General features: G+C 62.5%; 30 protein-coding genes and 6 pseudogenes. 20 read left to right on the top strand and 16 right to left on the bottom strand.

Annotated features, from left to right (window positions below; all coding sequences use genetic code 11):
- Positions 1–119: 119 nt before the first annotated feature.
- Both F6X42_RS37185 and F6X42_RS37180 read left to right on the top strand, forming a co-directional pair.
- A pseudogene (locus F6X42_RS37185) lies at positions 120–617 on the top strand (ATP-binding protein); the annotation flags it as partial.
- A 76-nt stretch (positions 618–693) separates the two neighbouring features.
- Positions 694–1,482 (top strand): helix-turn-helix domain-containing protein, encoded by a 789-nt coding sequence (locus F6X42_RS37180; protein WP_246530422.1) that lies wholly within the window; start codon positions 694–696, stop codon positions 1,480–1,482.
- Positions 1,483–1,881: 399 nt separating this feature from the next.
- Here F6X42_RS37180 and F6X42_RS37175 read toward each other — a convergent pair whose 3' ends face one another.
- Positions 1,882–2,394, bottom strand: coding sequence for a group II intron maturase-specific domain-containing protein (locus tag F6X42_RS37175; protein WP_187638867.1), 513 nt, complete (start codon positions 2,392–2,394; stop codon positions 1,882–1,884).
- Between the two features lie 205 nt (positions 2,395–2,599).
- Between F6X42_RS37175 and nifA the strand changes: the two genes are divergently transcribed.
- A complete protein-coding gene (gene nifA / locus F6X42_RS37170) occupies positions 2,600–4,435 on the top strand; it encodes a nif-specific transcriptional activator NifA (protein WP_246530421.1) in 1,836 nt (611 codons plus the stop codon).
- Positions 4,436–4,857: 422 nt separating this feature from the next.
- Here nifA and F6X42_RS37165 read toward each other — a convergent pair.
- From F6X42_RS37165 to F6X42_RS44705, 12 genes and pseudogenes are all read right to left on the bottom strand, one after another.
- A pseudogene (locus F6X42_RS37165) lies at positions 4,858–5,596 on the bottom strand (IclR family transcriptional regulator).
- 11 nt (positions 5,597–5,607) lie between these two features.
- Positions 5,608–6,087 (bottom strand): hypothetical protein, encoded by a 480-nt coding sequence (locus tag F6X42_RS37160; protein ID WP_187638866.1) that lies wholly within the window; start codon positions 6,085–6,087, stop codon positions 5,608–5,610.
- The gene (locus F6X42_RS37155; protein WP_187638865.1) at positions 6,084–6,410 is read right to left on the bottom strand and encodes a (2Fe-2S) ferredoxin domain-containing protein; all 327 of its coding nucleotides are present in this window, start codon (positions 6,408–6,410) and stop codon (positions 6,084–6,086) included. The genes F6X42_RS37160 and F6X42_RS37155 overlap by 4 nt, the downstream gene beginning before the upstream one ends.
- Before the next feature lie 11 nt (positions 6,411–6,421).
- Entirely contained in the window at positions 6,422–6,721 is a 300-nt protein-coding gene (locus F6X42_RS37150; RefSeq protein WP_132373986.1) for a ferredoxin family protein, read from the bottom strand.
- On the bottom strand, positions 6,718–8,028 hold the full coding sequence (locus F6X42_RS37145; RefSeq protein ID WP_187638864.1) for an FAD-dependent oxidoreductase: 1,311 nt from the start codon (positions 8,026–8,028) through the stop codon (positions 6,718–6,720). Before F6X42_RS37145 ends, F6X42_RS37150 begins: the two co-directional genes overlap by 4 nt.
- A gap of 11 nt (positions 8,029–8,039) precedes the next feature.
- On the bottom strand, positions 8,040–9,143 hold the full coding sequence (locus F6X42_RS37140; protein ID WP_187638863.1) for an electron transfer flavoprotein subunit alpha/FixB family protein: 1,104 nt from the start codon (positions 9,141–9,143) through the stop codon (positions 8,040–8,042).
- Complete coding sequence (locus F6X42_RS37135; protein WP_187638869.1) at positions 9,140–9,988, bottom strand: electron transfer flavoprotein subunit beta/FixA family protein; 849 nt, start codon at positions 9,986–9,988, stop codon at positions 9,140–9,142. The genes F6X42_RS37140 and F6X42_RS37135 overlap by 4 nt, the downstream gene beginning before the upstream one ends.
- A gap of 34 nt (positions 9,989–10,022) precedes the next feature.
- Positions 10,023–10,361, bottom strand: coding sequence for a nitrogenase stabilizing/protective protein NifW (nifW, locus tag F6X42_RS37130; RefSeq protein ID WP_184072306.1), 339 nt, complete (start codon positions 10,359–10,361; stop codon positions 10,023–10,025).
- Positions 10,362–10,366: 5 nt separating this feature from the next.
- Entirely contained in the window at positions 10,367–10,519 is a 153-nt protein-coding gene (locus F6X42_RS37125) for a hypothetical protein (protein ID WP_154671662.1), read from the bottom strand.
- Entirely contained in the window at positions 10,516–11,652 is a 1,137-nt protein-coding gene (gene nifV, locus F6X42_RS37120) for a homocitrate synthase (RefSeq protein WP_187638862.1), read from the bottom strand. The genes F6X42_RS37125 and nifV overlap by 4 nt, the downstream gene beginning before the upstream one ends.
- Positions 11,653–12,218: 566 nt before the next feature.
- Entirely contained in the window at positions 12,219–12,593 is a 375-nt protein-coding gene (gene erpA / locus F6X42_RS37110; protein WP_187638861.1) for an iron-sulfur cluster insertion protein ErpA, read from the bottom strand.
- A gap of 66 nt (positions 12,594–12,659) precedes the next feature.
- Positions 12,660–13,136, bottom strand: a pseudogene (locus F6X42_RS44705) (aminotransferase class V-fold PLP-dependent enzyme); the annotation flags it as partial.
- Positions 13,137–13,520: 384 nt separating this feature from the next.
- Here F6X42_RS44705 and F6X42_RS44700 point away from each other — a divergent pair.
- From F6X42_RS44700 to F6X42_RS37030, 16 genes and pseudogenes are all read left to right on the top strand, one after another.
- On the top strand, positions 13,521–13,688 hold the full coding sequence (locus F6X42_RS44700) for a hypothetical protein (RefSeq protein WP_246530420.1): 168 nt from the start codon (positions 13,521–13,523) through the stop codon (positions 13,686–13,688).
- A 147-nt stretch (positions 13,689–13,835) separates the two neighbouring features.
- Positions 13,836–14,288 (top strand): annotated as a pseudogene (locus tag F6X42_RS45425) (sigma 54-interacting transcriptional regulator); the annotation flags it as partial.
- Positions 14,210–15,805, top strand: coding sequence for a nitrogenase cofactor biosynthesis protein NifB (gene nifB, locus F6X42_RS37095; RefSeq protein ID WP_187638859.1), 1,596 nt, complete (start codon positions 14,210–14,212; stop codon positions 15,803–15,805). The pseudogene F6X42_RS45425 and the gene nifB, both read left to right, overlap by 79 nt.
- 41 nt (positions 15,806–15,846) lie before the next feature.
- Positions 15,847–16,041, top strand: coding sequence for a 4Fe-4S binding protein (locus F6X42_RS37090; protein WP_071336676.1), 195 nt, complete (start codon positions 15,847–15,849; stop codon positions 16,039–16,041).
- 50 nt (positions 16,042–16,091) lie between these two features.
- On the top strand, positions 16,092–16,499 hold the full coding sequence (locus F6X42_RS37085; RefSeq protein WP_187638858.1) for a HesB/IscA family protein: 408 nt from the start codon (positions 16,092–16,094) through the stop codon (positions 16,497–16,499).
- 15 nt (positions 16,500–16,514) lie between these two features.
- Entirely contained in the window at positions 16,515–17,096 is a 582-nt protein-coding gene (locus tag F6X42_RS37080; RefSeq protein ID WP_187638857.1) for a hypothetical protein, read from the top strand.
- Positions 17,093–17,812, top strand: a pseudogene (locus F6X42_RS37075) (4Fe4S-binding leucine-rich repeat protein). Before F6X42_RS37080 ends, F6X42_RS37075 begins: the two are co-directional and overlap by 4 nt.
- Complete coding sequence (locus tag F6X42_RS37070) at positions 17,805–18,185, top strand: nitrogen fixation protein NifZ (protein WP_184053466.1); 381 nt, start codon at positions 17,805–17,807, stop codon at positions 18,183–18,185. Before F6X42_RS37075 ends, F6X42_RS37070 begins: the two are co-directional and overlap by 8 nt.
- The gene (locus tag F6X42_RS37065; RefSeq protein WP_027193759.1) at positions 18,182–18,457 is read left to right on the top strand and encodes a nitrogen fixation protein NifZ; all 276 of its coding nucleotides are present in this window, start codon (positions 18,182–18,184) and stop codon (positions 18,455–18,457) included. The genes F6X42_RS37070 and F6X42_RS37065 overlap by 4 nt, the downstream gene beginning before the upstream one ends.
- Complete coding sequence (locus tag F6X42_RS37060) at positions 18,454–18,825, top strand: DUF3024 domain-containing protein (RefSeq protein WP_187638856.1); 372 nt, start codon at positions 18,454–18,456, stop codon at positions 18,823–18,825. Before F6X42_RS37065 ends, F6X42_RS37060 begins: the two co-directional genes overlap by 4 nt.
- Positions 18,826–18,902: 77 nt before the next feature.
- Positions 18,903–19,226 (top strand): aminotransferase class V-fold PLP-dependent enzyme, encoded by a 324-nt coding sequence (locus tag F6X42_RS37055; protein ID WP_246530419.1) that lies wholly within the window; start codon positions 18,903–18,905, stop codon positions 19,224–19,226.
- A gap of 108 nt (positions 19,227–19,334) precedes the next feature.
- Positions 19,335–19,553, top strand: a complete 219-nt coding sequence (gene nifT, locus F6X42_RS37050) for a putative nitrogen fixation protein NifT (protein WP_007177241.1) — start codon at positions 19,335–19,337, stop codon at positions 19,551–19,553.
- A gap of 1 nt (position 19,554) precedes the next feature.
- Complete coding sequence (locus F6X42_RS37045; RefSeq protein WP_133667160.1) at positions 19,555–19,833, top strand: hypothetical protein; 279 nt, start codon at positions 19,555–19,557, stop codon at positions 19,831–19,833.
- Positions 19,820–20,983 (top strand): DegT/DnrJ/EryC1/StrS family aminotransferase, encoded by a 1,164-nt coding sequence (locus F6X42_RS37040; protein WP_184072326.1) that lies wholly within the window; start codon positions 19,820–19,822, stop codon positions 20,981–20,983. The genes F6X42_RS37045 and F6X42_RS37040 overlap by 14 nt, the downstream gene beginning before the upstream one ends.
- A 10-nt stretch (positions 20,984–20,993) precedes the next feature.
- Entirely contained in the window at positions 20,994–21,836 is an 843-nt protein-coding gene (locus F6X42_RS37035) for an SIR2 family NAD-dependent protein deacylase (protein ID WP_187638855.1), read from the top strand.
- Between the two features lie 55 nt (positions 21,837–21,891).
- A pseudogene (locus F6X42_RS37030) lies at positions 21,892–22,179 on the top strand (2Fe-2S iron-sulfur cluster-binding protein); the annotation flags it as partial.
- Between the two features lie 333 nt (positions 22,180–22,512).
- On the opposite strand, the gene F6X42_RS37020 reads toward F6X42_RS37030, so the two are convergent.
- The 3 genes from F6X42_RS37020 to F6X42_RS37010 form a co-directional block, all read right to left on the bottom strand.
- On the bottom strand, positions 22,513–22,749 hold the full coding sequence (locus tag F6X42_RS37020) for an FmdB family zinc ribbon protein (protein WP_018423182.1): 237 nt from the start codon (positions 22,747–22,749) through the stop codon (positions 22,513–22,515).
- Between the two features lie 18 nt (positions 22,750–22,767).
- Entirely contained in the window at positions 22,768–23,076 is a 309-nt protein-coding gene (locus F6X42_RS37015) for an ArsC/Spx/MgsR family protein (protein WP_312892992.1), read from the bottom strand.
- 291 nt (positions 23,077–23,367) lie between these two features.
- On the bottom strand, positions 23,368–24,042 hold the full coding sequence (locus F6X42_RS37010; protein ID WP_187638853.1) for an OmpW/AlkL family protein: 675 nt from the start codon (positions 24,040–24,042) through the stop codon (positions 23,368–23,370).
- Between the two features lie 648 nt (positions 24,043–24,690).
- Here F6X42_RS37010 and hemN point away from each other — a divergent pair.
- A complete protein-coding gene (gene hemN, locus F6X42_RS37005; protein WP_187638868.1) occupies positions 24,691–26,094 on the top strand; it encodes an oxygen-independent coproporphyrinogen III oxidase in 1,404 nt (467 codons plus the stop codon).
- Positions 26,095–26,357: the final 263 nt, after the last annotated feature.

Here is a 26,357-nt window from a genome sequence, read left to right as displayed (position 1 = left end):
ATCGTCGTTGAGCGATTCACCGTGCCGCTCGAAGTCCGCCAGTCTCGCAGGAACCAGCCCATGCCAGAACCAGCGTAGAGCCTCGTTCCGACGCCACGAATAAGCGTTGACAGTCGGTACGAGATCACCTGGCTCAGGCACTCGACAATTGCGCCGCCCGACAGGGGCGTGATGTCGTGTTCCCGACGCAAACTAAGTTACTGAACAGTCTGCAGGCAGCGCACGCGACCGGCACCTACGAGCGAAAGCTCAAGCAGCTTGCAAGCGTACCGGTCCTGATCGTCGATGACCTTGCGCTCAAGCCGCTGGGCTCGCCGCAGGATGAAGACTTCGACGACCTGATTGCGGAGCGGTATGAGGCCGCCGCGACCATTCTCACCAGCAACCTTGACTTCAGCGAGTGGGGCGAGGCATTCGCCGGCGACCGCATCTTCGGTGCCGCTACGCTCGACCGTCTACGCCACGGCGCCTACCGCATCGTGCTTGACGGCGATAGCTTCCGGGCACCCAAACCGATGCCCGAACCCGATCAAACTCGGGGACACTTGTCGCCCCGACGGATCGGTCTGCTTTCCTTGATCTGGATCATGGTTTGCCTCGATTCAGTTGTGCGATAGTTAGCCGCGTAATTTCGGGATGACAAAGACGGGTTTGTGAAACAAACTTGGACATCGATTGAGTAAGGAGAATCACATGGCAATTGCGCACAATCGCCTTACCGCACCACAGACCGACACGTTTCGGCCTTCGGCAACGGCTTCGCGGACGAAGCCAATGGGTTCGAGTGGCACGTCATGTAAGACCTGCACGATGCGTCCGTTTTGCGCGGTGAACCCCGATGAGCTCGCCTGCGACCGGCAAATGGACGACCTCGTTCTCAGCTATCGCCACGTGAGAAAAGGCGAAGCATTGCACCGCGCGGGCGATTCATTCTGCAAAGTCTATGCGGTTCGCACGGGATCGTTCAAGAAGCTCTCGCTGCTTCCGGACGGGCGGTGCCAGGTCACCGGGTTTTACGTTGCCGGAGAGCCGATGGGCTTGGACGGCATCGCTACCGGCCACTATGCAAGCGACGCCATCGCCCTTGAAGACAGCAGCGTATGCGTGATGCCGTTCGATCTGCTCGAGTTGCTGAGCCGGGAAGTCAAAGCGGTGCAGGGTCACGTCTACCGAATGCTCAGCGCGGAACTCGTGCGGCAAGGCGGCCTCAGTACGCTGCTCGGCACGATGGCGGCCGACGAGCGGGTTGCGTCGTTTCTTCTGGATCTCTCGCGGCGTTGGCGGGCACGCGCCTATTCGCCGACCGAATTCATCTTGCGAATGACGCGCGAGGAGACCGGCAGCTTTCTCGGGTTGAAGCTGGAGACGGTCAGCCGGATGTTGTCGAGGTTCCAGAGGGAGAGGCTCATCACCGTGAACGGCAAAGAAATCCGCGTCCTCGACTTCGCCGGATTGAACAAGGTCGCTCGTCTTTCTGCCTGAGGTAAGAAAGCGGCTTCCAACGCTGACAGGTTTCGGTTGTTTCATGAATCGCATCGCTTGTCCAATCCGTTCGTGATTGGCCCTCGCACTCGATCCTCCGTCCACACGACGAACGATGTGATGAACGTGCCATCCCGTCACCGCTGTGATGCGCTGCTGACATACGACGCAAGCCCGTTCCTGGTCCAACCTGAGGCGGAACAGTTGTCCCCGGCCCGACAGGGTGTTCACCTTTCAAACCATAGCGGTCTTCGGAGTAGCGTTCCCATGCCGGGTCGAAGGGATTGGCTTCTCCACGGCCTTGCGTATGTCGCCGGATTGGGACGTCGGATGCTTTGCGTAGCCTCAATCGTCCTGGGTTCCCTTCTGCCGTTAGTTCACCAGTATCGCGGACAATACTCAGTGCCGCGTTCCTTCACGATGGAAGTATCGCGCTCTGATCCATCGTGCGCCCTTGCTCGGATGCCGCCCGCAGCACCACTTCCACAACGCCTGCCAGATGGTAGTGTCGACTGCGCTGTAGACTTCTTTCGAGACCACGTATCGATGATAGTTCGACCAGCCATCGATGATCGGGTTGAGCAGGCCGATGAGATTGACCTGTTCGGCCGATGCATTGTCGTTGATTACTGCGCGCACTTTCATCAGAAACGTTTGAACATTCTTTTTTGATGGCTTGATGCGTAGCTTGCCGTTCGGATATTTTCGAATGTTCTGCCCGAGGAAGTCGAACCCTTGCGAGATGTGCGTGATCCTGGTCTTTTCCAGGGAGAGCGTCAGTCCGCGCTCCTGCAGAAAGACTTCGACCAGTGGCTTGACCTCGTCTTCCAGCAACTCTTTCGAGTAACCGGTGATCAAAAAGTCATCGGCATATCGAACCAGACTGAGGTAGCAATCAATGATGGACGACACCTGTAATCGGCTGCACCCGGAGTAGACAAATCGCAGTTGGTTTGAGCGAGATCAATGGGACTCGCGTTCCTGGCGGAATCCGCGCGGCGAGATGGCAAAAGGAGAAAATGAGTAAATCAAGGCACTATAGTTTCACCGTCCTGCCATGAACAGGCGTTATCTCTTGAAGTCAGTCCGTGAAATTGGGCGCGAGATCGAGGATGATATGCAACACAATACTCGTAAATTCGGACAAGGTGACAGGGAGGATGGTCACAACAACGGAGACGTCGTCATGCTGCATATCGCTTCTGTACGCGAAAGGCCTAGCTCAAAGTCCGAGACGGACCACGCGGTCCCTATTGTGCAGTGGTACGAGAGTGCGCTTACCGGCATCTTGGAAATATCGAAGGTACTCACCGCCTCCTGCCGGCTCGAAGTCATGTTGGCCAACGTCGTCGATCTCCTGCAATCGTTTGTGCAGATGCGGCTCGGTATCGTCTCTCTCTTCGACGATGATGGCGTACCGGACATTACCGTTGGCGCCGGCTGGAGCGAAGGCAGCGATGAGCGCTACCGGATGCGCCTGCCACAGAAGGCAATTGGCCAGATCATGGCGACGGACAGGCCGCTCGTCGCCGAGAACGTAGCGGTGCATTCGGGCTTCAGTGCCGCTGACATGGGCGTGCTCGGTGCTTCCGACAACATGCGAGTGTCGTTCATCGGCGTTCCTATTCGCATCGACGCGAAAGTCGTGGGCACGCTGACCATCGACCGCATCCTGGATAATGCGGCGAACTTCCGGCTCGATTACGACGTGCGGCTGCTTACCATGATCGCCAACCTGGTGGGGCAGACGGTGAAGCTGCATCGCTTATTCAAGAGCGACCGCGAGCGACTGATGGCGGCGAGGGACGGGCTGCAAAAACAATTGTCCGAGCTCAAGTACCCTGCGCAGGAGCGTAAGAAGTTTCAGGTCGAGGGGATCATTGGCGACAGCCCGGCGCTGCGCGGCCTGCTCAAGAAGATCGCGGTGGTAGCCAAATCGAACAGCACAGTTCTGTTGCGCGGGGAATCCGGTACCGGGAAGGAGCTGGTCGCCAAGGCCCTTCACGAGCTGTCGCCGCGAGCCAAGCGGCCCTTCATCAAGCTCAATTGCGCGGCGCTCCCTGAGACGGTGCTGGAATCCGAATTGTTCGGTCATGAGAAGGGTGCCTTTACCAGCGCCTTCAATTCGCGCAAGGGGCGCTTCGAGCTCGCCGACAAGGGGACGCTGTTTCTGGACGAGATCGGCGAGATCTCGGCCTCGTTCCAGGCAAAGCTGCTGCGCGTCCTGCAGGAGCAAGAATTCGAGCGCGTCGGCAGCAACCAGACCATTAAGGTCGATGTTCGCGTGATTGCCGCCACGAATAAGAACCTGGAAGACGCGGTGGCAAGGAACGAGTTCCGCGCCGACCTTTATTATCGCGTCAGCGTGGTTCCCTTGCTGCTGCCGCCGTTGCGTGAAAGGCGCAGTGATATTCCGCTCCTCGCCGTTGAGTTTCTCAAGAATTTCAACAGCGAGAACGGCCGTACGCTGACCTTCGATGCGAGTGCGATTGAAGTATTGATGAACTGCGGTTTTCCCGGCAATGTCCGCGAGCTCGAGAATTGCGTGCAGCGGAGCGCGACCTTGGCGCCGGGACTATCGATCGTGAGAAACGACTTTGCCTGCTGCCACGGCCAGTGCCTTTCCGCGATGCTGTGGAAGAGCGGATCGGACGAGATGGCGCTGCAGCCCGGGCCAATCGTACCAGTGCCCGTGAAGCCGGCTACGCCGCGGGCTGAGGCTGCTACGTCGGGCGCAGTTGCGGTTCAGCCTGTCGGCAGCGAGCTGGAACCGTTAGCGGCTGGCGGCGCAGTCCTCGGAAGTGATGCGAAGATGACCAACCGCGAGCGTCTCATCGCCGCCATGGAAAGATCCGGCTGGGTGCAGGCAAAGGCGGCGCGGCTGCTTGGACTGACGCCGCGCCAGATTGGCTACGCGCTGAGGAAATACGGTGTCGAGATCAAGCGTCTCTGAAAGGACTGTCGGACTTGCGGCGTGTCGGGGCCGCGACATCGCGACTGAGGCGAATGGCTCGGACAAGTCAAATCTGGATTTGACGTGGACGTTGGCACGATCGCGATCGTGGATGGCACGACAGGTTAGAGCGTGGTCGGCAAAGCCCGGGAATGTCCGAGCACCGTCGAGTGCGCGAAAGCGACGGGGAACCGATCAGCGAAAACCCGTCAGGAACAGCGGCACAGCCACCTTGAAAGTCCGAATGTACGGTTGCAATCTATCTACCCATCATCACCGATTGAAAACTTGGCAAATCGGCGGCGTCCATGTACTGACATTCGTTGAGTCGAAGTTGGAATCGACCGCGGCTGGCCGCAATGGCCAACATTAAGACATTCAGTAAAAGCGATTAACAACCCAAGTTCGTTCCGCACGCATCACTACCCGTCTGCCTGGACGGGCTTGATTCCGCCAAGGTATCGTGTGAGAGTTCGCCCGGAATTCCTCACTGTCTCCGCCCAAGCGGAGTCCAGTCTCTCGCGGGGCATGGTCAGCGTAGTGACACCGGCGAGTTGTCCGGACGGGCCGGACACCGGCGCGGCGATACCTGCCAATTGCGGATCGAGGTCTCCTGCTAGTGCGATGACCTCCTGGCGGTGGATCTGTTGACCGAGTGCCTCGTCGCCCTTGTGGCAGTAGGCTTGCAACACCCGACGTCCTGTGCCACGATCCAGCGGCAGTAGCTCGCCCACGCGGATGTGATCTCGCACAGACTGTGGCGAGTCGACGCGATACAGGCATAGCCGTTGCGCACCTTGACGTACGTGAAACGCGGCGCTTTCACGGGTTGCGGCCACCAGTTCCTGCAGCACGGGCATCACCAGCGACTCGCTGGAGGACGATTGCGCATAGACGGCATGCAGCCTTGCGACGCCGGACCCCAGCACGTAGCACCCATCGGCGCCGGTGCACCACGAGATGCGCATGTTCCAGCGACGCGAGCAGGCGTAGCACGGTGCTCTTGTACATGCGCGTGCGTTCCGCGAGCGCGCTCAATGACAGCACGGACGTGCCGTTGCCGAAGGCAGCCAGCAGGGTCAGCGCACGGTCGACTGCTGCCACGCCGCCGGCTGCCAGATTGTCGTCGGCCAACGATGCGATGGCGGGCCGTTTGGACATCGTGAGTCTCCTCAGACTGACCGTTGCAGCAACGCTTCCACTACGGCCAAGCCGAGGTGATCCGCCGGATCGAGCTGCCGTAGTTGTGCGCTCAACTGTGTGGCGGTTTCGCGTTCGCCGCGCCGCAGGCCGATGAAGGCGAGCGCCTTTAGCGTGAACAGCCAGAAGCAGGCGGGACCGGGCGCGTGGAAGTTCGCGTCGCCGGCTTGTACCATCTGCCAGTTCTCGTTCAACCCGGCGGCATGCGCAGCTGCTATTAGTCCCAGATGGGCCGCGTGCTCTGCCTCGTCGAGTTCGCAGCGTCCGGCATGGAACTTGTAGAGCAGATAGTAGGCGGCAAGGCTTTGCGGAGAGGTCAGCGTGACGCTCCACAGGACCGCGACGATCTGCTCGGCCGGCGCGCCGTGCAGGCCTTCGATGAGGCGCCGCACGGCGGCCGACACCTCGCCGCCGAACAGTTCGGTCGACTCGACCCCGGACAGCAGGTTCACCACACCGTCTCCGCAGCGATGAGGCGCTGCACCGGTTCGCCGCCTCCGAGGTGACGCGTGAAGATTTTCTCCACGTCGGCCATCGTCACGCCCCTGTAGAGCACCGCGTCGGGATAGACGAGCAGGTGCGCGCCCTGATCGCACGGGCCGAGGCGGCCCGAACACGTGATCGCGACGGTATCGGGCGCCTGGCGTTTCCGCTGTTCCGCCCAGAAGGCCTTCAGCAGCGCGGTCGAGCCCTTGCCGCCCGCGCAGGCGCCCCGCGGATGCGGCGGCGGCCGGTTCTCGGTGCAAGCAAACACATGTCGTTCTGGTCTGGCCATGACGATGTTCCTCAACCGAACTTGAACAGGATGCCGTGACCACCGCGCGGGTAGTCCCACTCGATATTTTGGTGGTCGGTACAGAGGATGCGGCAACTGCCGCATTCGAGGCAGCCGTCGGTGATCAGCGTCACCGCGCCGTTGCCTTCGGCCTTGTAGCACGAGGCCGGGCAGACGAAGGTGCAACTCTTCTCGCTGCATTCGCTCTGGCAGACGTCGGCATCCTTGATGTGGACGTGCGGCCGTCCTGCATCGACGCGATAACGGTTCTGGAACAGCTTTTCCTCTACGTTGACGGGTAGGGTGCTCATCGGAAGGCCCTCAGGAGTTTGTAGGCGTCACCCACGATGCCGGAAAGCGAACGGGCTGTGCGGAAGCTCGAAAAAATCTCGCGCTCCTTGCTTTTCTTGTCCTTACCGTCGACTGTGATCATCGTGCGCGCGGCGCGCGCCATGAGGTCGGGGTAGGTCGTAAAGAACTGCGGATTCTGGTGCAGCACGGCCGGCATGTCGCGGTACTTGTGCAGGTCTTTCATCACGAAGCTCTGATCGAGCGCGGCCTTGTAGGCCTTGAGCGTGCCGGCGCGGTAGCCGTGGCCCGCGGCTTTCGCGTGGATCACCGTTTCGGCGGCGAGGCGTCCCGTGGTCATCGCGAGATTCGATCCTTCTCGGTGCGCAGCGTTCACGAAACCGCCTGAATCACCAACGATCATCCAGCCGTTGCCGTAGACCTGCGGGATTGCGTGAAAACCGCCTTCGGGAATCAGATGCGCGCAATACTCCTTCATCTCGCCGCCCGCAATCAGCGGTGCGATCGACGGGTGCTGCTTCATCTTTTCGAGGAGCACGTAGGGGCTCGTGCGGTTGGGGTTTTTCTTGAAGTCGCTCAGCATGCAGCCCACGCCTATGGTGAGCGATTCCTTGTTGGTATAGAGGAAGCCAGTGCCCATCATGCCGTCGGTGATCCTGCCGACCATCTCGATCACGACGCCGTCGTCCTCGCCGACGTTGAAGCGCTGGCGGATCGTCTCCTCTGGCATGAAGAGAATCTCCTTGACGGCGAGCGCAACGTTGCCGGCCCCGATCTCTCCATGAAAGCCCGCCTTGCGCGCGAGCGTCGAATTCACGCCGTCGGCGAGCACCACCACGTCGGCATAGACATCGCCGTGCTCGCGGTCGCACTGCACGCCGACCACCCGGTCGCCGTCCATGATCAGTTCCTTCACCGTGGTCTCGCAGAGCAGCAGTGCGCCGGCTTCGCGCACTTTCGATGAAAACCACTTGTCGAACTGCGCGCGGATGATCGTGTAGCGGTTATAGGGCGGCTTGTTGTAATCCTCGCTGCGCACATGCGTACCGACAAACGACGTATCGTCGAGCATCCACATCCGCTGCTCGATGATGTGGCGCTCCAGCGGCGCATCGTCGCGGAAATCCGGGATGATCTCTTCGAGCGCCTTCGCGTACAGGATCGCACCCTGAACGTTTTTGCTGCCCGGATATTCGCCGCGCTCGATCTGCAGCACTTCCAGACCTGCCTTGGCCAGCGTGTAAGCGGCAGCGTTGCCGGACGGACCGGCGCCGACCACAATCACATCGAACTGTGAAGGTTTTCTCATCGTGATTCTCCTCAGGCAGCCTGCTCGCGGCGCCGGGTCAAATGCTCCACAAAAGCCTGCTTCAGCGCGGGCAACACTTGCAACGCATTGCCGACAATCCCGTAGTGTGCAAAATCGAAGATGGGTGCGTTCGGGTCGGTGTTGATCGCCACGATCACGTCTGCGCTTTCCATGCCCACGCGGTGCTGGATCGCGCCGGATATGCCGGCGGCGATGTAGAGCTTGGGCCGCACCGTCTTGCCGGTCTGTCCCACCTGGCGCTCCCCCTCGACCCAGCCGGCCTGCACGCATGGCCGGGTCGCACCCACTTCGCCGCCGAGCACGTTCGCCAGTTCGAACGCCAGCTGGAAGTTCTCCGGGCTCTTCAACCCCTTGCCGCCGCTCACGATCACATCGGCATAGGGAAGGTTGATCCGGTTGCTGCTCGCATCCGGGATAAAGTCGAGCAGCCTCGTGACGATGTCCGTCTCGATCATCCCCAGCGTTCCATGGACGATGTTGCCGGTGCGTTCGGCGTCGCGCAGCGGCATCGGCATCACGCGCGGGCGCACCGTCGCCATCTGCGGACGGTACGCGAGCGTCATGATCGTGCACAACAGCGAGCCGCCGAAGGTGGGGCGCGTCGCCGCCAGCGCCCGCGACGCGGGATCGATGTTGAGTTCGGTGCAATCGGCGGTCAGCCCGGTCAGCAAGGTCGTCGCTACGGAGCCGGCGAGGTCTCGGCCCATCGACGTCGCACCCAGCAGCAGGATCTCGGGCTGATGCCGGTTGACGAGGTCAGTCAGCCCTTTCGTGAACGGCTCGTTGCGATAGCCTTGCAAGACCGGGTCGTGGACGATGTACGCATCGTCCGCGCCGTAAGTGAAGGCTTCTGCGGCGAACTGTTCGAGCGGTTCATTCGCGCCGCCGAGCACCGCGATGCCCACTCGGCTGCCGAGCGTGTCGGCCAATTTGCGCGCTTCACCGAGCAGTTCCCACGAGACGCTGTGGACGTGTCCACGGTCGTGCTCGATAAAGACCCAGACGCCTTTGTAGGCCTTCAGGTGTTCCGGCAGTTCGAGGTTGCGTCCTGCGCGGCCGACGGGTTTCTTCGCGGGGGCGGCGGGTGCGTTCATGACCCCTCCTTCATCAGCAGGTCAGCTTCCAGGGTTGGATGGCGCGTGAAGATCTTTTGCAGCAGGTTCACCGACACGTCGCGCAGACTCGATGCGTCGAGGTCGAGCATCTCCGCTTTCTCGCTGCGCGGCGTCGGTCCAAAGACTTTTCTGACCGCTGTCGGCGAGCCCTTCAGGCCGATCTTGCTGAGGTCCTCGATGCCGGCCTGTTCGCAGTTCCATTTGCGCACCGGGTAGCCGGCCGCATGAATCATCGCGGGCAGCGTCGCAAAACGCAGTTCGTTGGTGTTCTCCAGCATTGTGATCAGGCACGGCAGCGCAGTCCTGAGCACGTGCACGCCGCCCTCGGCGCGGCGCTCGACGGTGATCGTGCGCGCGTCGAGAGCGGTCTCGACGATGCGCGACACGTAGGTCAGCAGTTGGAGCCCGAGGCGTTTGGCGATACCGGGGCCGACTTGCGCGGTGTCGCCGTCGATCGTCTGCTTGCCAGTGAACACGATGTCCACCGCCTGCTCCTTCGCGATCTGCTGGATACCCGCTGCCAGCGCGTACGACGTAGCGAGCGTATCCGCGCCAGCGAATGCACGGTCGGTGAGCAGCACGGCGTCGTCCGCGCCGAAGCTGATGCACTTGCGCAGCGCTTCCTCGGCCTGCGGCGGGCCCATGCAAAGCAACGTGACCTTGCCGCCGAAGCGGTCCTTCAGTCGCAGCGCCTCTTCGAGTGAAAACAGGTCATACGGGTTGACGATCGCCGGAACACCCTGGCGCATGATCGTGTTGGTGACCGGATGAACGCGGATCTGCGTCGAGTCCGGGACCTGCTTGATGCAGACGACAATGTGCATGGTCTTAACGATGTGCATGGTCTTGCTCCACCTGTCAGGCAAGGGTGCGCGCGGGCAGCGACGCGCGCAGACTGTCGAGTGAAACGTGCTGTCGTCCATTTGTGTCCCGGAACACCTTGAACACTTTTTCCTGCGCCGGCGTGGAGGTGACGAAGTCGCCGTAAGCCTTCAGCAGCAGCGCGTGATATGACGCGAACAGGGCGGGTTCGTCGCCTTCCGGCAGCGCGTCCTGTTGCTGGATGTACTGAAAGAAGCGCTTCAGGATGTGCAGTCGACTCACGTTGACGACCTTCTGGTCGAACGGAATGCCGAAGAACTGCAGGAAGTCCTCGGCTGAGGACAGCGCCTTGAGTTGCTGGACAAAGCTTTCCATCACGTTTACTCCTTGCAAGCGGATGAGGATAGGTGTGGACAGAACGTCGGCTCGGCGAAGTACTTGTCGCAGGCGCCGCTGGTGGCGCACGGCGTCGTCGTGCCGGACTGTTCGGGTTGCGCGACGCACTTCGTGAAGCCGACCACAGCGCCGCTCATGACAATTCTCCGACGGTGTAGCGCAACTCGATCAGGAAGCGATACAGGTCGGCGGCGCTGGGCGTTTGCTTGTGCTGGGTGGCATGGTGGCGGATACGGGTCAGCAGCAGCACGAGCAGCTTTTCACTGACGGCCAGGCCGAGCGCGTCATAAGCCCGGCGCACGCTTTGCGAACCCGAATGCTTGCCGAGCACGACCGAGCGTTCGCGACCGAGTTCGGCGGGATCGAAGCTCTCGTAGGTCGATGCATTCTTCGCGAGCCCGTCTGTGTGGATGCCGGACTCGTGCGTGAATACGCTGGCGCCGACAATGCTTTTGTTCAGCGCGACCGGGCGTCCTGAAGCCCGTTCGACAAGCCGCGAGATGCTCAACAGCGCGGTCGTGTCGACGCCGGTGTTGCGACCCATGATATGGCGCACGCCCATCACGATCTCCTCCAGCGCGGCATTTCCGGCGCGTTCGCCGAGACCATTGACAGTGGTGTTGGAGTGGGTTGCGCCGGCGCGCAGTGCGGCAAGGGTGTTCGCGGTCGCGAGTCCGAGGTCGTTGTGCGCGTGGATTTCGATTTCCAGATCGACCGCGTCGTGCAATCGCGCAATCGCTTCATAGGTCGAAAAAGGATCGAGGACGCCGAGCGTGTCCGCAAAGCGGATGCGCTGCGCACCGCACCGTTGCGCGTGCCGCGCCACGTCGGCAAGGAACGCGGGGTCCGCGCGCGAGGCATCCTCCGCGCCCAGCGAAACCTTGCGGCCGCTTTTGACGGCGGCGCTGACCACGCGATTCACCTGCGCGAGCACCCACGAGCGCGGCTGGCGCAATTTGTGTTGAAGGTGGATATCGGACACGGGAATCGACAGGTGAATGATGTCGGGATTGCAGCACAAGGCCGACGCCAAGTCCGCGTCGGTGAGGCGGCCCCAGACCATCAGATCGGCGTCGAGATTCAGCGCGACGATGGTCTGGATGCAATCGATTTCCTCGGCACCCATCGCGGGGATACCGATCTCCAGTTCGGGTACGCCGGCGCTTGAGAGCGCCTCGGCAATCGCGCATTTTTCGGCAACCGTGAATGCGACGCCAGCGGTCTGTTCGCCGTCGCGCAGTGTGGTGTCGTTGATGACCGGATTCGACACGGGAAGTTGTCCTTTAGGCATTTGATCATACGGTGTGCAAGTACTGCGCCATGCACGGTTAGTGCGAATAGCCGCTTGCCGCGGGGCTTTCCGGTGTTCGCTGGCGCTGTGATGAAGCGGTTCCAACGAAGACCTGTCGCGAATGTCCTGTTTCGAACAGCCAGGTGTAGCGATGAACACGGCGCTGCAGAAAGCGATGCGATGCGATGGGCGTGGTCAGCCAGGACGTGCGGACGCGGTCGGCGCGATGCAAACGCTGTATGGATTGGCTATCCATAGCAACGGCGATGCGGGAAGATAAACACAGGCGGCGGCTATCAGCGCGGCTATGCGCTCGCGGCGATGACCGCTATGGCGCTTGAAGAGGCCGCACAGCGCTAAGGACGCATGCCCTCAATGCTCACGCGCGAGCTCGCGCGTATGTGGCGGCCGTTCGATCGTCAGGTCGGCGTCGCGCAGCTTCACGCAGCACGCGAGACGCGATTGCACGTCGAGGCCTCACGCATTGTCGAACTGGTTGTTCTCCTCGTCGGGAGGCGCCAGTCAGTGAGATTTTCATGATTGCCTCACACGGAAAACGAACTGCCGCAGCCACAGGTGCTCTGCGCATTGGGGTTGTGAATGACGAAGCGCGAACCTTCCAGGCCGTCTTCGTAGTCGACGCGCGCGCCGGGCAGGTATTGCTGGCTCATCGAATCGACCAGCAGCGTGACGCCGTCCGTGACGGTCTGCATGTCGTCGTCCGCCACCTGGTCGTCGAACGCGAAGCCGTACTGGAAGCCCGAACAGCCGCCGCCGGACACGTACAGCCGCAGCTTCAGGTTGGGATTGCCTTCCTCCTCGATCAGCGAAGCCACTTTCGCAGCGGCCTGAGGCGTGAATTCGAGTAGACGGGGCATGACGCCGGGTGTGGCGGAAGTCGGTTGGGTGAGCGTTTCCATGGAGGTTCCTCTCAGGCTTGAATGGACTCACTTCGGGTTAGACGAGCAGGTCGGTTGCTCGGCGAATTACAGGTCGTCGGCTGCTGCGCCTCGAATCGTCTGGCGCGAGCGAAAGTCAGACACGGCCGCCTTGATCGCGTCCTCGGCGAGAATCGAGCAGTGGATCTCGACCGGCGGCAATGGCAGTTCCTCGAGGATCTGATGCGTGCACAACGTCCCCGAGCCCATGCCGCGCTCGTGGACGCCGCCGTGCATTTGGCACGCGATCCGCATGCGCGGCCGGAGCTCCACATACAGCGCGCCAATGTCTTTGGAGCCGTCGATCTTGTGAGCCGAGGACGACATCAGATCGACCGGCAGAGCGGCGAGATCGATCGGCACCTTGCCGGCGGCCTGCGCGCTATCCACGTGCGGCCGAATGCCCCGGGCGCGGCGGGGCGCGCCGATTGCGGCGATGTCCTGGATCACGCCCGTCTTGTTGTTGACGAACATCACCGACGCAAGCACGGCGCCCGGCTGGAGCGCTGCTTCGAACATGGCGAGACCGGTACTGACGCGTTGGAAATCCGACATCGCAGGCTCCTGAAAGCGGGGTAATGCGACCTTCAGGGCAACTTCCATGCCAGTGGATTTTCACGCTCTAGTGGCCTCTTTCAGCTGGGCCGCTGTTGTTTCGCTGTTGTTTTTGTGTCGATGCGCCCGACGAGTGAGGATTGCCGCCGTTCTTTTTGTCGGATTTGTCGTTACGCGCGCGGGATTGCCATGCGCGATGGCTTGCGTAGAAATGCGCTTACTTCAAACGCTGTGTCTTTGCGTCGATCGTGCGCCTTGCGCTGGTACATCGAAAGCGCTCAGCGCACGAAGGGGAAGTCAATGGTGAACATTCAGGCAAGCGTTGCCCGGCAAGCGCTGGACGGCATCTACTAGGTGAGCAAGACGCTGGTTTCGTCGCTCGATGTGGCGAAAGCCTTCCGCGAGTCCCTGAACTATCTTGTGCAGACGATGGAGTGGCGGCGCGCCTTTGTGGTGCTGGCCGAATCGGACGGGCAACTGCGCGGCCTGAGCGCTACGGGTCTTTCGCGTGACGAGCAGTAGGGTCTTCAGTTCCGGCCCGGCGAAGGCACCGTCGGCCGCGCGTGAAGGAGCGGCATTGGGGTGATCGTGCCCAACGTGAACGATGAACCGGCGCTCCTGTTCGCATGGGTGGCGCGGTCCAGATAGCAGCGAGTCGTTCGTCGCGACAATTGCGCGGCGTTGATGGAGTGCCTGCGGGAAAGCGGGCTGTTCGGCCACGAGAACGGTGCGTTCACCGGCGCGGAGGGGCCAAGTAAGCGCTGCTTCGAACTGGCGCACGGCGGTAGGCTGTTCCTTGACGAGATCGGCGATATCTCGCCGTCGTTTCAGGCCTCGCTGGTTCAGAACATGCTGTCCGGGTCGTGTGAGATTTGTCGCAACACCGACACGACGCAACGAAATTGTAGGGATACGTCGCGCGCCGGGATCAAACAGAACTGCGAAATATATCCTAACCCGTTGATTCCTGGCGTTCTTGTCGAGTGGCATGGATCTGGCTCTATGGCTTGCGCGCGGCCGCCGTTGGTTGCGAGGAGATATCCATGCAAGCGAGTTCAAATGCGAGCGACTTGCCCGCAGCGGCCTACATCAGCGTCGGGCAGATTAAATCGCTCGGCGTGAAGATCGAAGACCCGTCCACCGGTGGCGGCTGCGGCACGCACGGTGGCGAGGGTAGGACCAGCTGCGGCGCGTCGGGTAGTCTCGACGACATGCCGCCGGACATCTGGGAGAAGGTCAAGAATCACCCGTGCTACTCGGAAGAAGCCCATCATCACTATGCGCGCATGCATGTGGCGGTGGCGCCGGCTTGCAACGTCCAGTGCAACTACTGCAACCGCAAATACGACTGCGCGAACGAGTCGCGTCCCGGCGTGGTCTCTCAGAAGCTAACGCCGCAACAGGCAGTGAAGAAGGTCGTGGCGGTCGCAAGCGAGATTCCGCAGATGACGGTGCTTGGCATCGCCGGTCCCGGTGATTCGCTGGCGAGCCCGAAGAAGACCTTTGAGACGTTCCGGATGCTGCAGGAACAGGCGCCGGACATCAAGCTGTGCCTGTCGACCAATGGCCTGGCGTTGCCCGACCTCGTGGACGAAATCTGCAAGTACAACATCGACCACGTGACAATTACCATCAACATGGTCGACCCGGCGGTGGGCGAGAAAATTTATCCGTGGATTTTCTGGAAGCACGAGCGCGTGACCGGTTACGAAGCAGCCTGCATCCTTCATGACCGGCAGATGAAGGGTCTCGAGATGCTCACCGCACGCGGCGTGCTGACCAAGATCAACTCGGTGCTGATTCCCGGCATCAACGAGGAGCACCTGATCGAGGTCAACCGCGACGTCAAGAAACGCGGCGCGTTCCTGCATAACATCATGCCGCTGATCTCGGAGCCCGAGCACGGCACTCACTTTGGCCTGAGCGGCCAGCGCGGACCGACTGCGCAGGAACTCAAGGCCGTGCAGGACGCCTGCATGGGCGGCGCCAACCTGATGCGTCATTGCCGCCAGTGCCGCGCGGATGCGGTTGGCCTGCTGGGCGAGGACCGCAGCGAGGATTTCACGCTCGACAAGATCGAGCAGATGGAAGTGGTCTACGACCTCGTCCGCCGCCGTGAATACCAGCAGCGCGTCGAAGCCGAGCGTCAGGCGCAGCACGACGCGAAGCAAGAAGCGCTGGCTGTCTCTCGCGAGATCGACGTCGCCGACGACATTAAGGTGCTGGTCGCGGTCGCAACGAAGGGCGGCGGCCGGGTCAACGAGCACTTCGGCCACGTCACGGAGTTTCAGATCTTCGAGGTCTCGGCAGCCGAAGCGCTGTTCGTCGGCCATCGCCGGGTGGACCTGTATTGCCGGGGCGGATACGGCGACGACGAGCAACTACCGTCGGTCGTGCGCGCGCTCCACGACTGCCACGCGGTGCTGGTCGCGAAGATCGGCGCCTGCCCGAAGGACGAACTTGCACAAGCGGGCATCGAGCCGGTCGATCAGTACGTCGGCGAATTTATCGAAAAAGCGGTGCTTGCTTGGTTCAACGACTACCGCAGTCGCATCGCCAGCGGCGCCATCGTGCACCGGGACCGCGGCGATGCTTCGATCCGCCAGGGTGCTTACACCTCGTCAGCCTCAGCGGCGTGACAACCCCACACCCTTCCAGACAGGACAACAGGAGAGCCTCCATGCCTCTGAAGATTATTGCGTCCACCTGTACGGGATGCTCGGCCTGCGAACCGGAATGCCCCAATGTCGCGATCATCGAGAAAAGCGGCGTGTTCGCGATCGACCCCAAGAAATGCACCGAATGCGAAGGCCACTTCGACGACCCGCAGTGCGTCGCCGTGTGTCCCGTGGACGGCTGCATCGTTCAGGTTTGAGTCTGGCTCGTGGCCGGGCCGGCCATTGATCCATCAGGAGACTACGCATCATGCTGTCCAACGTAACTGTTACGAGCGCCGCCGAGAAGTTCATGCGTCGTATCGTGCGCTTTTCGGGCCTGCCGGCTGGCGCCGGCTTTCGTCTGGTGGTGAGCGCCGGCGGCTGTTCCGGCTATACCGCGGAATTCACCGCCGAGCCGGCGCTGCAACCAGGCGAACAGGAGCTCGACATCAACGGCCTGCGCGTATTCCTGCCGGCTGAGAGCCGGCTGATGCTCGAAGGCATAACGATCGATTTCGCCGACACGCCAACCCAGTCCGGCTTGATCTTCTTCAATCCGAACCAGGCCGCTTGTGGTTGCAGCAGCAGTGCGGAGTCGGCGCCGCCGGGCCTGGCGACCATCGATGTCAGCGCGATTGGCCGCGGGCGGCCGCCGCTGCCGCGTCAGATCTCCTGAAGAGGAGCGATGGCGATGGACTCCGGCGACCGTGCCCTCGACGACGCAATGACCGCGTTTGCGCAAAGGGCGATTGGCGGCGGCTTGCCGTCGGGCGTCAATGCATTGATCGCCGAGGCGGGTCGGTTGCGCGAGCGCCGCGACGAGGCGCTCGCGCTGTTGCAACGCGCCCGCGCCGCCGCGCCGCGCCATCCGGTGCCGTTGATCGCGCTGTACCGTTTTTACTTCTACGGCCATCAATTGGCGCAGGCGCGTGCGATCGGCGAAGACGCGCTGGCGGTCGCCCGCACCGCGCTGGGCTCAGATTTCGGCGACGAACCGCTTGCTGCCGCGATCGTGACCACGCGTTATGACGCGGCCGCGCGTTTTTATCTGTTCACTCTGAAAGGCCTCGCGTACCTCAACATGCGTCTCGGCGACTTTGAAGAAGCGCGCATGCTACTGCGCGAATTGCGCCGGCTCGATCCCGAAGACCGGGTGGGGGGCGCGCTGCTTTCGCAGGTCTTGGATCGTCATGAGACCGGCGTCGGGTCCGACGATGCAATGGATGCGCTGAGTGAGTATCCGACGCGCGGCTGGACGGGGACGCAACCATGAGCGTACAGAACGTGCGCGTACCGGGCGGCGACATTGCACCGCGCCACTGGCAGGGCGGCCCGCTCGACTGCGCCGGCTGCGGGTATGTGCGGTTCCGCGAGTTGCCGGCGGAGCACGGTTGCGGGCCAGCGAGTCACGCTGGTGTGTTTTGTCTGCCCGCATTGCTCGGCGACCCGGACTAGATGGTCCGGCTGCAGCTCGCGTTGCGATTGCCGCAGGCGCAATTGGCGCGCCTGATCCACGATCCACATCGCGAGGTGCGGATTCTCGTGGTGCAGCGCCTGTCGCCTGCTGCATTGGTCGGCATGCGGGGCGATTCCGACTACGGCGTGCGCGAATGGGTGGCGCAGCGTCTGCCGCTCGCGCTGCTGCCGCAGATGATCGGCGACCCTGATCGCGTAGTCCGGATGCGACTGGCAGAGCGTCTTGAGATGCCTGCGCTGCTGCGTATTACCGACGACAGCGAGGCCGAGGTACGCAGCATCGTCGCCGAGCGGCTGCCCGCGACGCTGCTATCGCGCCTCGCGTTCGATCCCGATTGGCGAGTGCGCTGGGAAGTCGCGCGGCGCGCCGCTGGCGAAATCGTGGCGTCGCTGGTGGATGACGCGGACGAAGAGGTGCGCGCGCTCGCGCGGCAGCGCCGGCAGTCGGGCGAGGTCGCTAACCTGATGACCACCGGACAGACGCAACGATCAGCAGGAGTGAAGCATGGCTGACATCAACCGCGACGACGACCTGATCGAGGTCGCGTTTCCCCCGCGCTTCAACTACGGCGAGCGCGTGATCGCACGCGCGGTGATCCGCAACGACGGCACCTACAACGGCAAGGACATCGGCGAAGTGCTGGTGAACAAGGGCGAGATTGGCTACGTCACCAGCATCGACACCTTCCTTCAGCAGTTCTATATCTACGCGGTGTATTTCGTCGAGAGCGGCCACCGTGTCGGCATGCGCGCGAAAGAGCTATGCACGCTCGACAACCTGCCCGACGACGTGCTGCAAGGCTTGGGCGAGCGGGCCGAAGCGCTGCACAAGATCGGCACGCGGGTCCAGCCGGAAACGTCGCAACCGCAGGAGCCGTCAGCATGAGTATCGAACCGGTTCAGCCTGCTTATCAGTGGGGCATGCGCGTGATCGCGCTGGATGACCTGTGCAACGACGGCAGCTTTCCGGAGCGCGGCCAGGACGATTGTCTGGCCGAGGCGGGTACGGTCGGCGAAATCGTCAACGTCGGCCAGGTGGTTGAGAGCGGCGAGCCGGTCTATCTGGTGGAGTTCGGCAACTGTGTCGTCGGATGCACGGAGAATGAAATTGCGCCCGCACCCGCCGGGCTGCTACCCGAAGAAGGAGCCATGTCATGACGGTTCAGGCGAGCGCGCCAGAAGCGGCGCCGCCGCGCGACGGTTTGCGCGCGGGCCGCCCCTTCGACCTGACCCAGCGCCAGATCGAGCAAGCGTTGCGCGAGCGTACCCGCTACCGCTATGTGCTGCCGCGCGTGCTGCGCGATGGGCAGGGGTTCCGTGTCGAGAGCCCGTGCTGCTCCCGCAATGTCGACGCGAATGGCGGGATGATCGACATAGCCTGGCTCACGCGCGATGAAGACGGTATGTGGCACCTGAGCGCGCGCGATCATGCGTCGCACCGATGGATGCCCCAGCATGAGAGCACCGATCTGGCCGAGCTGCTGGACACGCTGTGCATCGATCGCGAATGCGTGTTCTGGCCGTGAAGCAAACTAACGGAGCCGGGCGACGATCTATCCCGACCACAACGCGACCATGCCGCCAGCCTCCGCCGTGGCAGGCGATGCTGTCCATCCTGACGGATGTGTGGGGCAACGCGTCGTCGCAGCATGCCGTCGGGCATCAGGCGAAGGGCACGCTCGCTGCGGCCCGCGCGACGATCGCGCGAGCGCTCGGTTGCAAGCCCGCAGAGTTGCGCTTCGCCAACGGCGCCACCGAAGCCAATCACCTGGCCGTGTGCGGGCTGCACGCGGCGGCGCCGGAGGGCCCGCACCGTGGCGTATTCAGCGCGATCGAACATGCAGCGCACCTGAAGCTGATGCGTGCGCTGGCTGCACGCGGCGGTGCGGCTGTCGCTCGGCGAAATCACTACGGCGCAGGACATTGAGTACGTGCTCGCCGATCTGCCACCGTTGCTTCGTCCACCGCTGGAGGAAGCAGCGCATCCCGCTTGAACCTGGTTTGAACCTGTCATCAATCTCCGGAGTCCGCAACCATGAAAGTCATGATCCGCAAGGACAGCAAGGGCGCGCTGAGCGCCTACGTGCCAAAGAAGGACCTGGAAGAGCCCATTGTCGCGATGGCGCAGCCCGGGATGTGGGGCGGTCTCGTCACGCTCGCGAACGGCTGGCAACTCGAATTGCCCGCGATGGCCGACGATACGCCGCTGCCCATCACTGTCGAAGCGCGGCGCATTGCTGGCGTGGAGGAGTGAGATGAGCCTGAACGCCGAGCAATTGGACTTCGCGGCAGACCTGCTCCGCACGGCACCGACGCTACGCGACGCCGCCGCGCAATGGCACGAACGTTATCCCGAGGTGCGCACAATGCATGTCAGCGCAACGGTGATGCGCGACGAGACAGCAGCGCTTCGGTTCGGTGTGCGCAGTATCTATTTCGCGATGTCGGCCGGGCATTGCAGGTCCATCACGCAGCGACCTGAAGAGGCCGATGCGTTGATCCTGACCGAGGACAAGGCGCATGGAAATCGATGAGATCGCGCTGAGCGAACCGGCTTGCGCGGCGCGCGAGATCGATCTCGTCAACGCGGTGCTGCAATCCTCGCGTTGGAGCGACGGGCCGATGCTTGATTCGTTCGAGCGCGCGTTTGCGGGCTGGGTTGGCCGGGAGTATGCGGTCGCGGTCGCGAGCGGCACGCTCGCCACCTGGATTGCGTTGCGCGCGACGGGGATCGGCCCGGGAGACGAGGTGGTCTGCGCGTCGCACACCTGGCATCAGGTGGCGCAGGCGATCACGCTGGCGGGAGCCGTGCCGGTGTTCGCCGACATCGACTACTGGAGCGGTTGTCTGAGCGCCGAAAAAGCCGCGCAGAAGATCGGCCCTCGCACGCGCGCGATCCTCGCCGGCAATACCAACGGCCACCCGGCCGCGTGGGCGCTGCTGCGCGAATTGGCCGACGCGCAACGCTTGCGGCTGATCGAAGACAGTACTGAGGCGTTGGGCTCGCGCTACCGGGGCCGCAACGTCGGCTGTTTCGGCGACGTATCAGTGTTCGACTTCTCCAGCCCGTCCGCGCTGTGCACAGGAGCGGGCGGCATGCTCGTCACCGACGATGACGAACTCGTCCATGAACTGCGCTATCTGCGCGAGCGGCGCGTCACGGACCGCGCGTCCGTCTCGGTCGGCTCGCGGGTGCCGCTGCAGGCGGGCATCAGTGATCTGACCGCCGCGCTCGGTCTCGCGCAACTGGCCGAACTCGACACGCGCCTCGCGCAGCGAAAGCAGGTCGAGACCTGGTATCACGAAGAGATGCAAAGCTTCGAAGGGATCAAGCCGGCCTACGTGGCCGAGGACGTCGAAGAAGTGCACTGGATGCTCTATGTTGTGCATTTGGGCAAGCGTTTCACGCAGAGCGCGCGCGCCCAAATGATCGACGACATGAAATCTTGCGGCATTGAGACGGTGGCCTACAGCCATCCGCTGCATCAGCAGTTCCACTACATGAACGCGGGCGATGCGATCGGCCGCAAGAGCGGCCTGTTGCCCGACACCGAGCGCATCGGCGATCGCGCGCTGGCGCTGCCGCTGCACACGCTACTCGACACCGACCAGGTCAAGTACATCGTCAAGACGCTGAAAGACACCGCGACCAACGTGGGCGCCGGCGCCGCGATTTATCTGTGAGGCGCACTCCATGACCGTTTCAGTCCAGACCATCGCCGAACGCCTGTGTGCGGGCGGCGTCATTCCGTACCTGGGACCAGCGCTGCTCGCGCTGTGCCCCGATACGGCCGTCCCTGCCACGCCGCTCGCGCTCGCCGAAATCATCACGGCCAAGGTCAGCGTGCTGCACAAGATCCGCACCTGGCTGACCCAGGCGGCGCAGTTCATCGAAAACTTCAAGCATCGCAGGTCGCTGGTGAGCGTCATGAATGAGGCCTTCGGCATGACTCCGACGCCGTCGGCACTGCATTGCGCGCTGGCGGCGATCGGCGCCGGGCTGGTTGTCGACAGCTGGGACGACGACACCTTCGCCTGCGCGCTGGCGCAGGCGCGGCCGCAGGGCGGCTGGGCGCAGTTGCAGGGGCTGTCGCAGGCCGAGCATTTCGGCCATTGGTTCGCGGCCTATAGCGCAGACGGCGCGTTGCTGGATGACGTGCCGGCCTCGGGCGCGCTGCTCTACAAGCCGATCGGCGGCCATGCGCCGGCCTCTAACTACCTGGTCTCTGAAAGCGATTTCGTCGAAGTCATGACCGAGATCGATATCCAGACGCCCATTCCGCCCGCCGTGCAGGCGTGGCGCAGCGGTCGCAGTTTTTTGTTTCTGGGCTGTCGTTTCGATGACCAGCTCACACGCAGTTTCGCGCGCCAGATCATGAAGCGCTCCTCCGACATGCACTGGGCCGTGCTGCCCGACGAACCGACGCGTATGGAGGCGCGCTTTCTCGAAGAGCAGGGCATCACGTGCATCGCGATGCCGCTGGGCGGGTTCGCCGAAGCGTTGGTGGATGCCTTGCAACCCGCACTGGCCGCGTGAAGCGTGGCCGCTATTCATCGTTCTTTATCCGTAGCCTTTTATCAAGATCGCCATCATGACCACAATGACCGTACTGCCTTCTGGCAAGACCTACGACGTTGCCGCCGGCGCGACCCTGCTGCAGGCACTGCTCGCCGTAGGCGAGAGCATCGAGCACAAGTGCAACGGCAAGGCCGACTGCGGATCTTGCCACCTGTTCGTACAGGAAGGGCGCAAGAGCCTGTCGAAGATCCAGCGGCTCGAAAACGACAAGCTCGATAGGCTCGTCGGCGTCGGCTCCAAGTTGCGCCTCGCCTGTCAAGCCGTGCTGGCCGAAGAGCCGGTGACCATCGAACTGCTGACTTCGTCTGAGCGGCGAGATGACCGCGGTCGAATCGCTGGTGGTCGACGTGGCCATCGTCGGCGCGGGTCTACGCGGCCTCGCGCTGGCGCGCGTACTGCATGCGCAGGACGTTTCCGTCGTGGTCATCGAAGCGCGCGAGCGCGAGGGCGGCCGTGCTGACGCAATGTTGCGAAGCCACGCGTCGAGATACGGGCAGATGCCCTTCGCGCGTTCCAGCAGGCTGTCGGCGGTGGCCTGATCCAGCGTGCCGGCCATGAAGACGGTGAGACTGAGTGCCATCCCGTAGGCGCCCTCGAGGCTCATCTACATCGACAGCGCGATTCCCCGTTGGGTTCAGCGCAGCAGCTTGCGGCGCTCGGCCGGCGAATAGTTGCTGAGGTGCCCTTCGCGCGCTGCCTGACGCCGCGCACAGGAGATGATCGCGCGGCTCTTGCCGGGCGAGGCCGGTGCGCTGACCTGCTTGTCCAGCGCGGTGCCGCCGCATTGCGGGCAGACGGGCGTGTGGCCGGCGCGCACCAGCGTTTCGAATGCGTGGCCGCAGGCCGCGCAGCGGTAGTCGTACAGGGGCATAGTGATCAGATCTCCGTTTCAGGTGGATGGGGCGCAGCGGATCGCCCGTTGGTGCGAGCTGTGGTCCGTCATTGCGGCGCAGCCTTCGTACGGCATGTCCGGGGCCGGTGCTTGCGCGCCGAGCCCGATCCAGGTGTTCGCCAAGGCCGCATTGAAGCCGACCATGCGGCGCTCGTCGCATTGCATCAGCGGCCGGCGGATCAGCAGCGGCTCGGCCAGCAACAGCGCCAGGGCGACATTGGCGTCGATCGTTTCCGGCACCACTTCGCTCGACTTGATGCGCGGTGCCGCGCGGTAGAACCTCTCGCTGACCGGCCGCGGCGCCATGAAGGCCCGCAGCGTGCGGCGATCCAGAGCCAGCTCAGTAGGTTGCGCACGTCGAGTGTGTGGCCGGCTATGCGCAGCAGGGCTTTCTGGCGCGCATTGCCGGAGCAGCCGGGTTTTTGGGTGAGGTGGGCCATTGCCGGGGTTTTCAGGTTTGACGCAGCAGTTGCAGGCAGTCGAGGCTCGCCGCCATGTCGATGGCAGTGAAGTCGTCCTGGTAACGCACAGCCGGATCGGCGACCAGCCTGAGCAGCGTGCGCACTAGACAACGGAATGGGACACCCGCTGCGCTCGCTAGAACTTCATCCCGACGCCTATTCCCAGTACCAGTGGGTCGATGTCCAGTCGGCCCAACGAACTGCCGCCGACCGAGGCGTCCGTGTGCATCCAGATCTTCTTGATATCCGCGTTGAGAAAGACGGTCTTCGTGATCTGCGCGTCGACGCCAGCCTGCACCGCCGGACCGAAGCTGCTGCGTGACACCTGGATGCCTTCGGAGCCCGTGCTCAGGCCGTCGTTGTAGAAGTACGTGTAGTTGACTCCCGCGCCGACATACGGTCGGATCATGCCAGCATGGTTGAAGTGATATTGCAGCAGCAGCGTCGGTGGCAGCACGTTCACGCCACCCAGATCGCCGAGGTCAGACGTCACGTGGTGGCGCGAGGTGCCGAGAATCAGCTCGATGCCGATCGCGTCGCGGATCATATAGGTCAGGTCCAACTCCGGCACGAGTGCGTTATTGACACCCACGCCGAGCGACGACAACGTGCCGCTGGTGTGTACTTCCGGCTCGATCGAGATGGCACGCAGACGCACGAGCACGTCACCGGCGTGGATCCCACCCGCCGGCACCTCGCCTGCCATCGTGCTTCCGTTCGCGCTTACGTCATCCGCGTATGCCCGCACTTCGAACAAACCGGTAGCGCACAGGCTTGCCACGATCATCACGGCCTTAATCATGTGCTTCATCGCTTTCCCCTTTTTGATGTATGCGGGGAATTGTCGACGCGCAAATCAGGGTGGGCCTTGCGCAAGATCAACCGGTCCCGAGCCCGAAGTCAAGATGCGACATCGGGTCACGCGTGGGAATGTCGGGATAGCGGGAGCCTTGAGGCCGGACTATTGGCCTTCATGCCTTCAACCGTATTGACTGGTACCCAAGATGTTTCTCGCACTCGGAGACACCGATTTCGCAGCCATTGCCGGACTGGCTGCAGCCGCCGAACGGCACAGCCATGCGCGATGCTTCGCAGTTGAGATCAATCTGGCGGGTGCGAACATCAACACGAGCTCGCAGGGGCGTGCCGTCCCGTTGCCCGGTCGCAGGCACGTAATTTCAGGCGGCCGCCTTCGCGAGATTGCGCGCCTGAGCGTAGCGCTATTCCAGAACGAACGTCCGTGTATATCACGAACACGTCCCGCGCCTCGCCTCTCACCTACACAGGACTATCGCGCTCACGACACCTCGTATTGATACAGATCAGCGCTTTCCAGGCTCCATGCAGGACAATCGGGGCAGTCGTGTTCGCCGCGCTGTCCGCGCAGAAGGTTCTGGAGATGGGGATGAAGAAACGAATACACCGCGAAGCACACTATCAGCCGAAGCAGCGCGCGCGGATGCGGGAAGCGGCATCCCGAGCGCCTGACAGTCCGGAGATTCCCGCGGAGGTGGTTCGCCACTTCGACCGTTCGGGGCCTCGCTACACCTCATATCCCACCGCAGATCGATTTCACCCCGGGTTCGAGGAGCGGGCATACGAACGTCAGCTTGCCGCTCGTGCTACTGCCGAGAATAATCCGCCGCTCTCGCTATATGTTCATCTGCCGTTTTGCAGATCACTCTGCTACTTCTGCGCATGCAACAAGGTCATTACGCACGACCATGGCTGCAGCGCTCGATATCTGAGCTACCTCGTTCGTGAGATGGACCTGGTCGCGGCACATCTCGGACCTGACCGGCGAACCGTGCAGCTGCATCTGGGAGGTGGAACGCCGACCTTCTTCCCTGTTGCCGAGCTCGAAGAGCTTGTCCAGCAACTGCAGAACCGCTTCGCGTTCTCGATCGACGCAGAACTCGCCATCGAAATTGACCCGCGAACCGTCAGCACTAAAACGCTTTCACCACTCGCGCGCCTCGGCTTCAACCGAGCGAGCTTCGGCGTACAGGACTTTGCTACCAACGTCCAGCAGGCTGTCAATCGCATCCAGCCACTCGATGTGGTGGAACGCGCACTCAGCGGCGCACGCGATGCGGGATTTTCCTCAATTAACGTCGACCTGATCTACGGTTTGCCACAGCAGACTGTCGCCAGCTTTGCCCACACACTGGACGAGGTGATCCGGCTGGCGCCCGATCGCGTCGCGCTCTACAACTACGCGCACCTGCCAGACCGCTTCAAGGCCCAGCGATTAATTGACGCAGCCCGATTGCCATCGACCGAGGAGCGCCTGCGCATATTTATGCTCTCGGCCCAGCGCTTCCTCGATGCCGGATACATCTATATCGGTCTCGACCATTTCGCCAGACCCGACGACGAGCTGAGCATTGCGTTGCGCAACGGTAGCCTCCACCGCAATTTCCAAGGCTACACGACGTACGCGGAGTGCGATCTGGTCGGCTTCGGTGTGTCGGCCATCGGCAAGATCGGCAGCGCTTACAGTCAGTCGACGAGCTCGTTGCAAAGCTACTACCGATCACTCGACGAAGGCCGGCTGCCGGTCGAACGCGGAATTGCCCTATCGCCTGACGATGCGTTGCGTCGGGAGGTGATCATGATGCTCATGTGCAGCGTGCCGCTGAATTTCGCTGCGATCTCGCTAGCGCATCGGATCGACTTCGTCCGCTATTTCTCAAGTGAGCTTACCGCGCTGGAACCATACCGGGAGGCGGGACTGGTGAGCATCGATGGAAACGGCATCTCGATTCGCCCAAAAGGCCGGTTCTTCGTGCGCGCAGTGGCCATGGTGTTCGACGGTTATCTGGAGCGCCCCTCGAGCGCGTCCTGGTCAAAACTGATCTAGCGGCACGACCGTCGGTGGCTGGCGCAAACAACGCGACGAGAAGTGTTCGTCGAACTCCGAAATAGCAACGCCAAGGTGCGTATTCGCTGATCCGGATCAGATTGTCCCGCGCATCGAGAATGCTGCGAGCGTTGCATGCGGCGCCTCCGGTTTTTTTGGACACAGATTTGGGGTAAAACGTGTGATCCAAACTGGAGTGGTTGATGTTGAAGAAAACCAATGCGAATGCGGTTGCGCCAGAGGCGCTGGAAGGAGCGCGTAGC

The sequence above is a fragment of the Paraburkholderia podalyriae genome (genome assembly GCF_014397785.1).
Lineage (GTDB): Bacteria > Pseudomonadota > Gammaproteobacteria > Burkholderiales > Burkholderiaceae > Paraburkholderia > Paraburkholderia podalyriae.
This window is presented reverse-complemented; position numbering and strand designations above follow the sequence as displayed.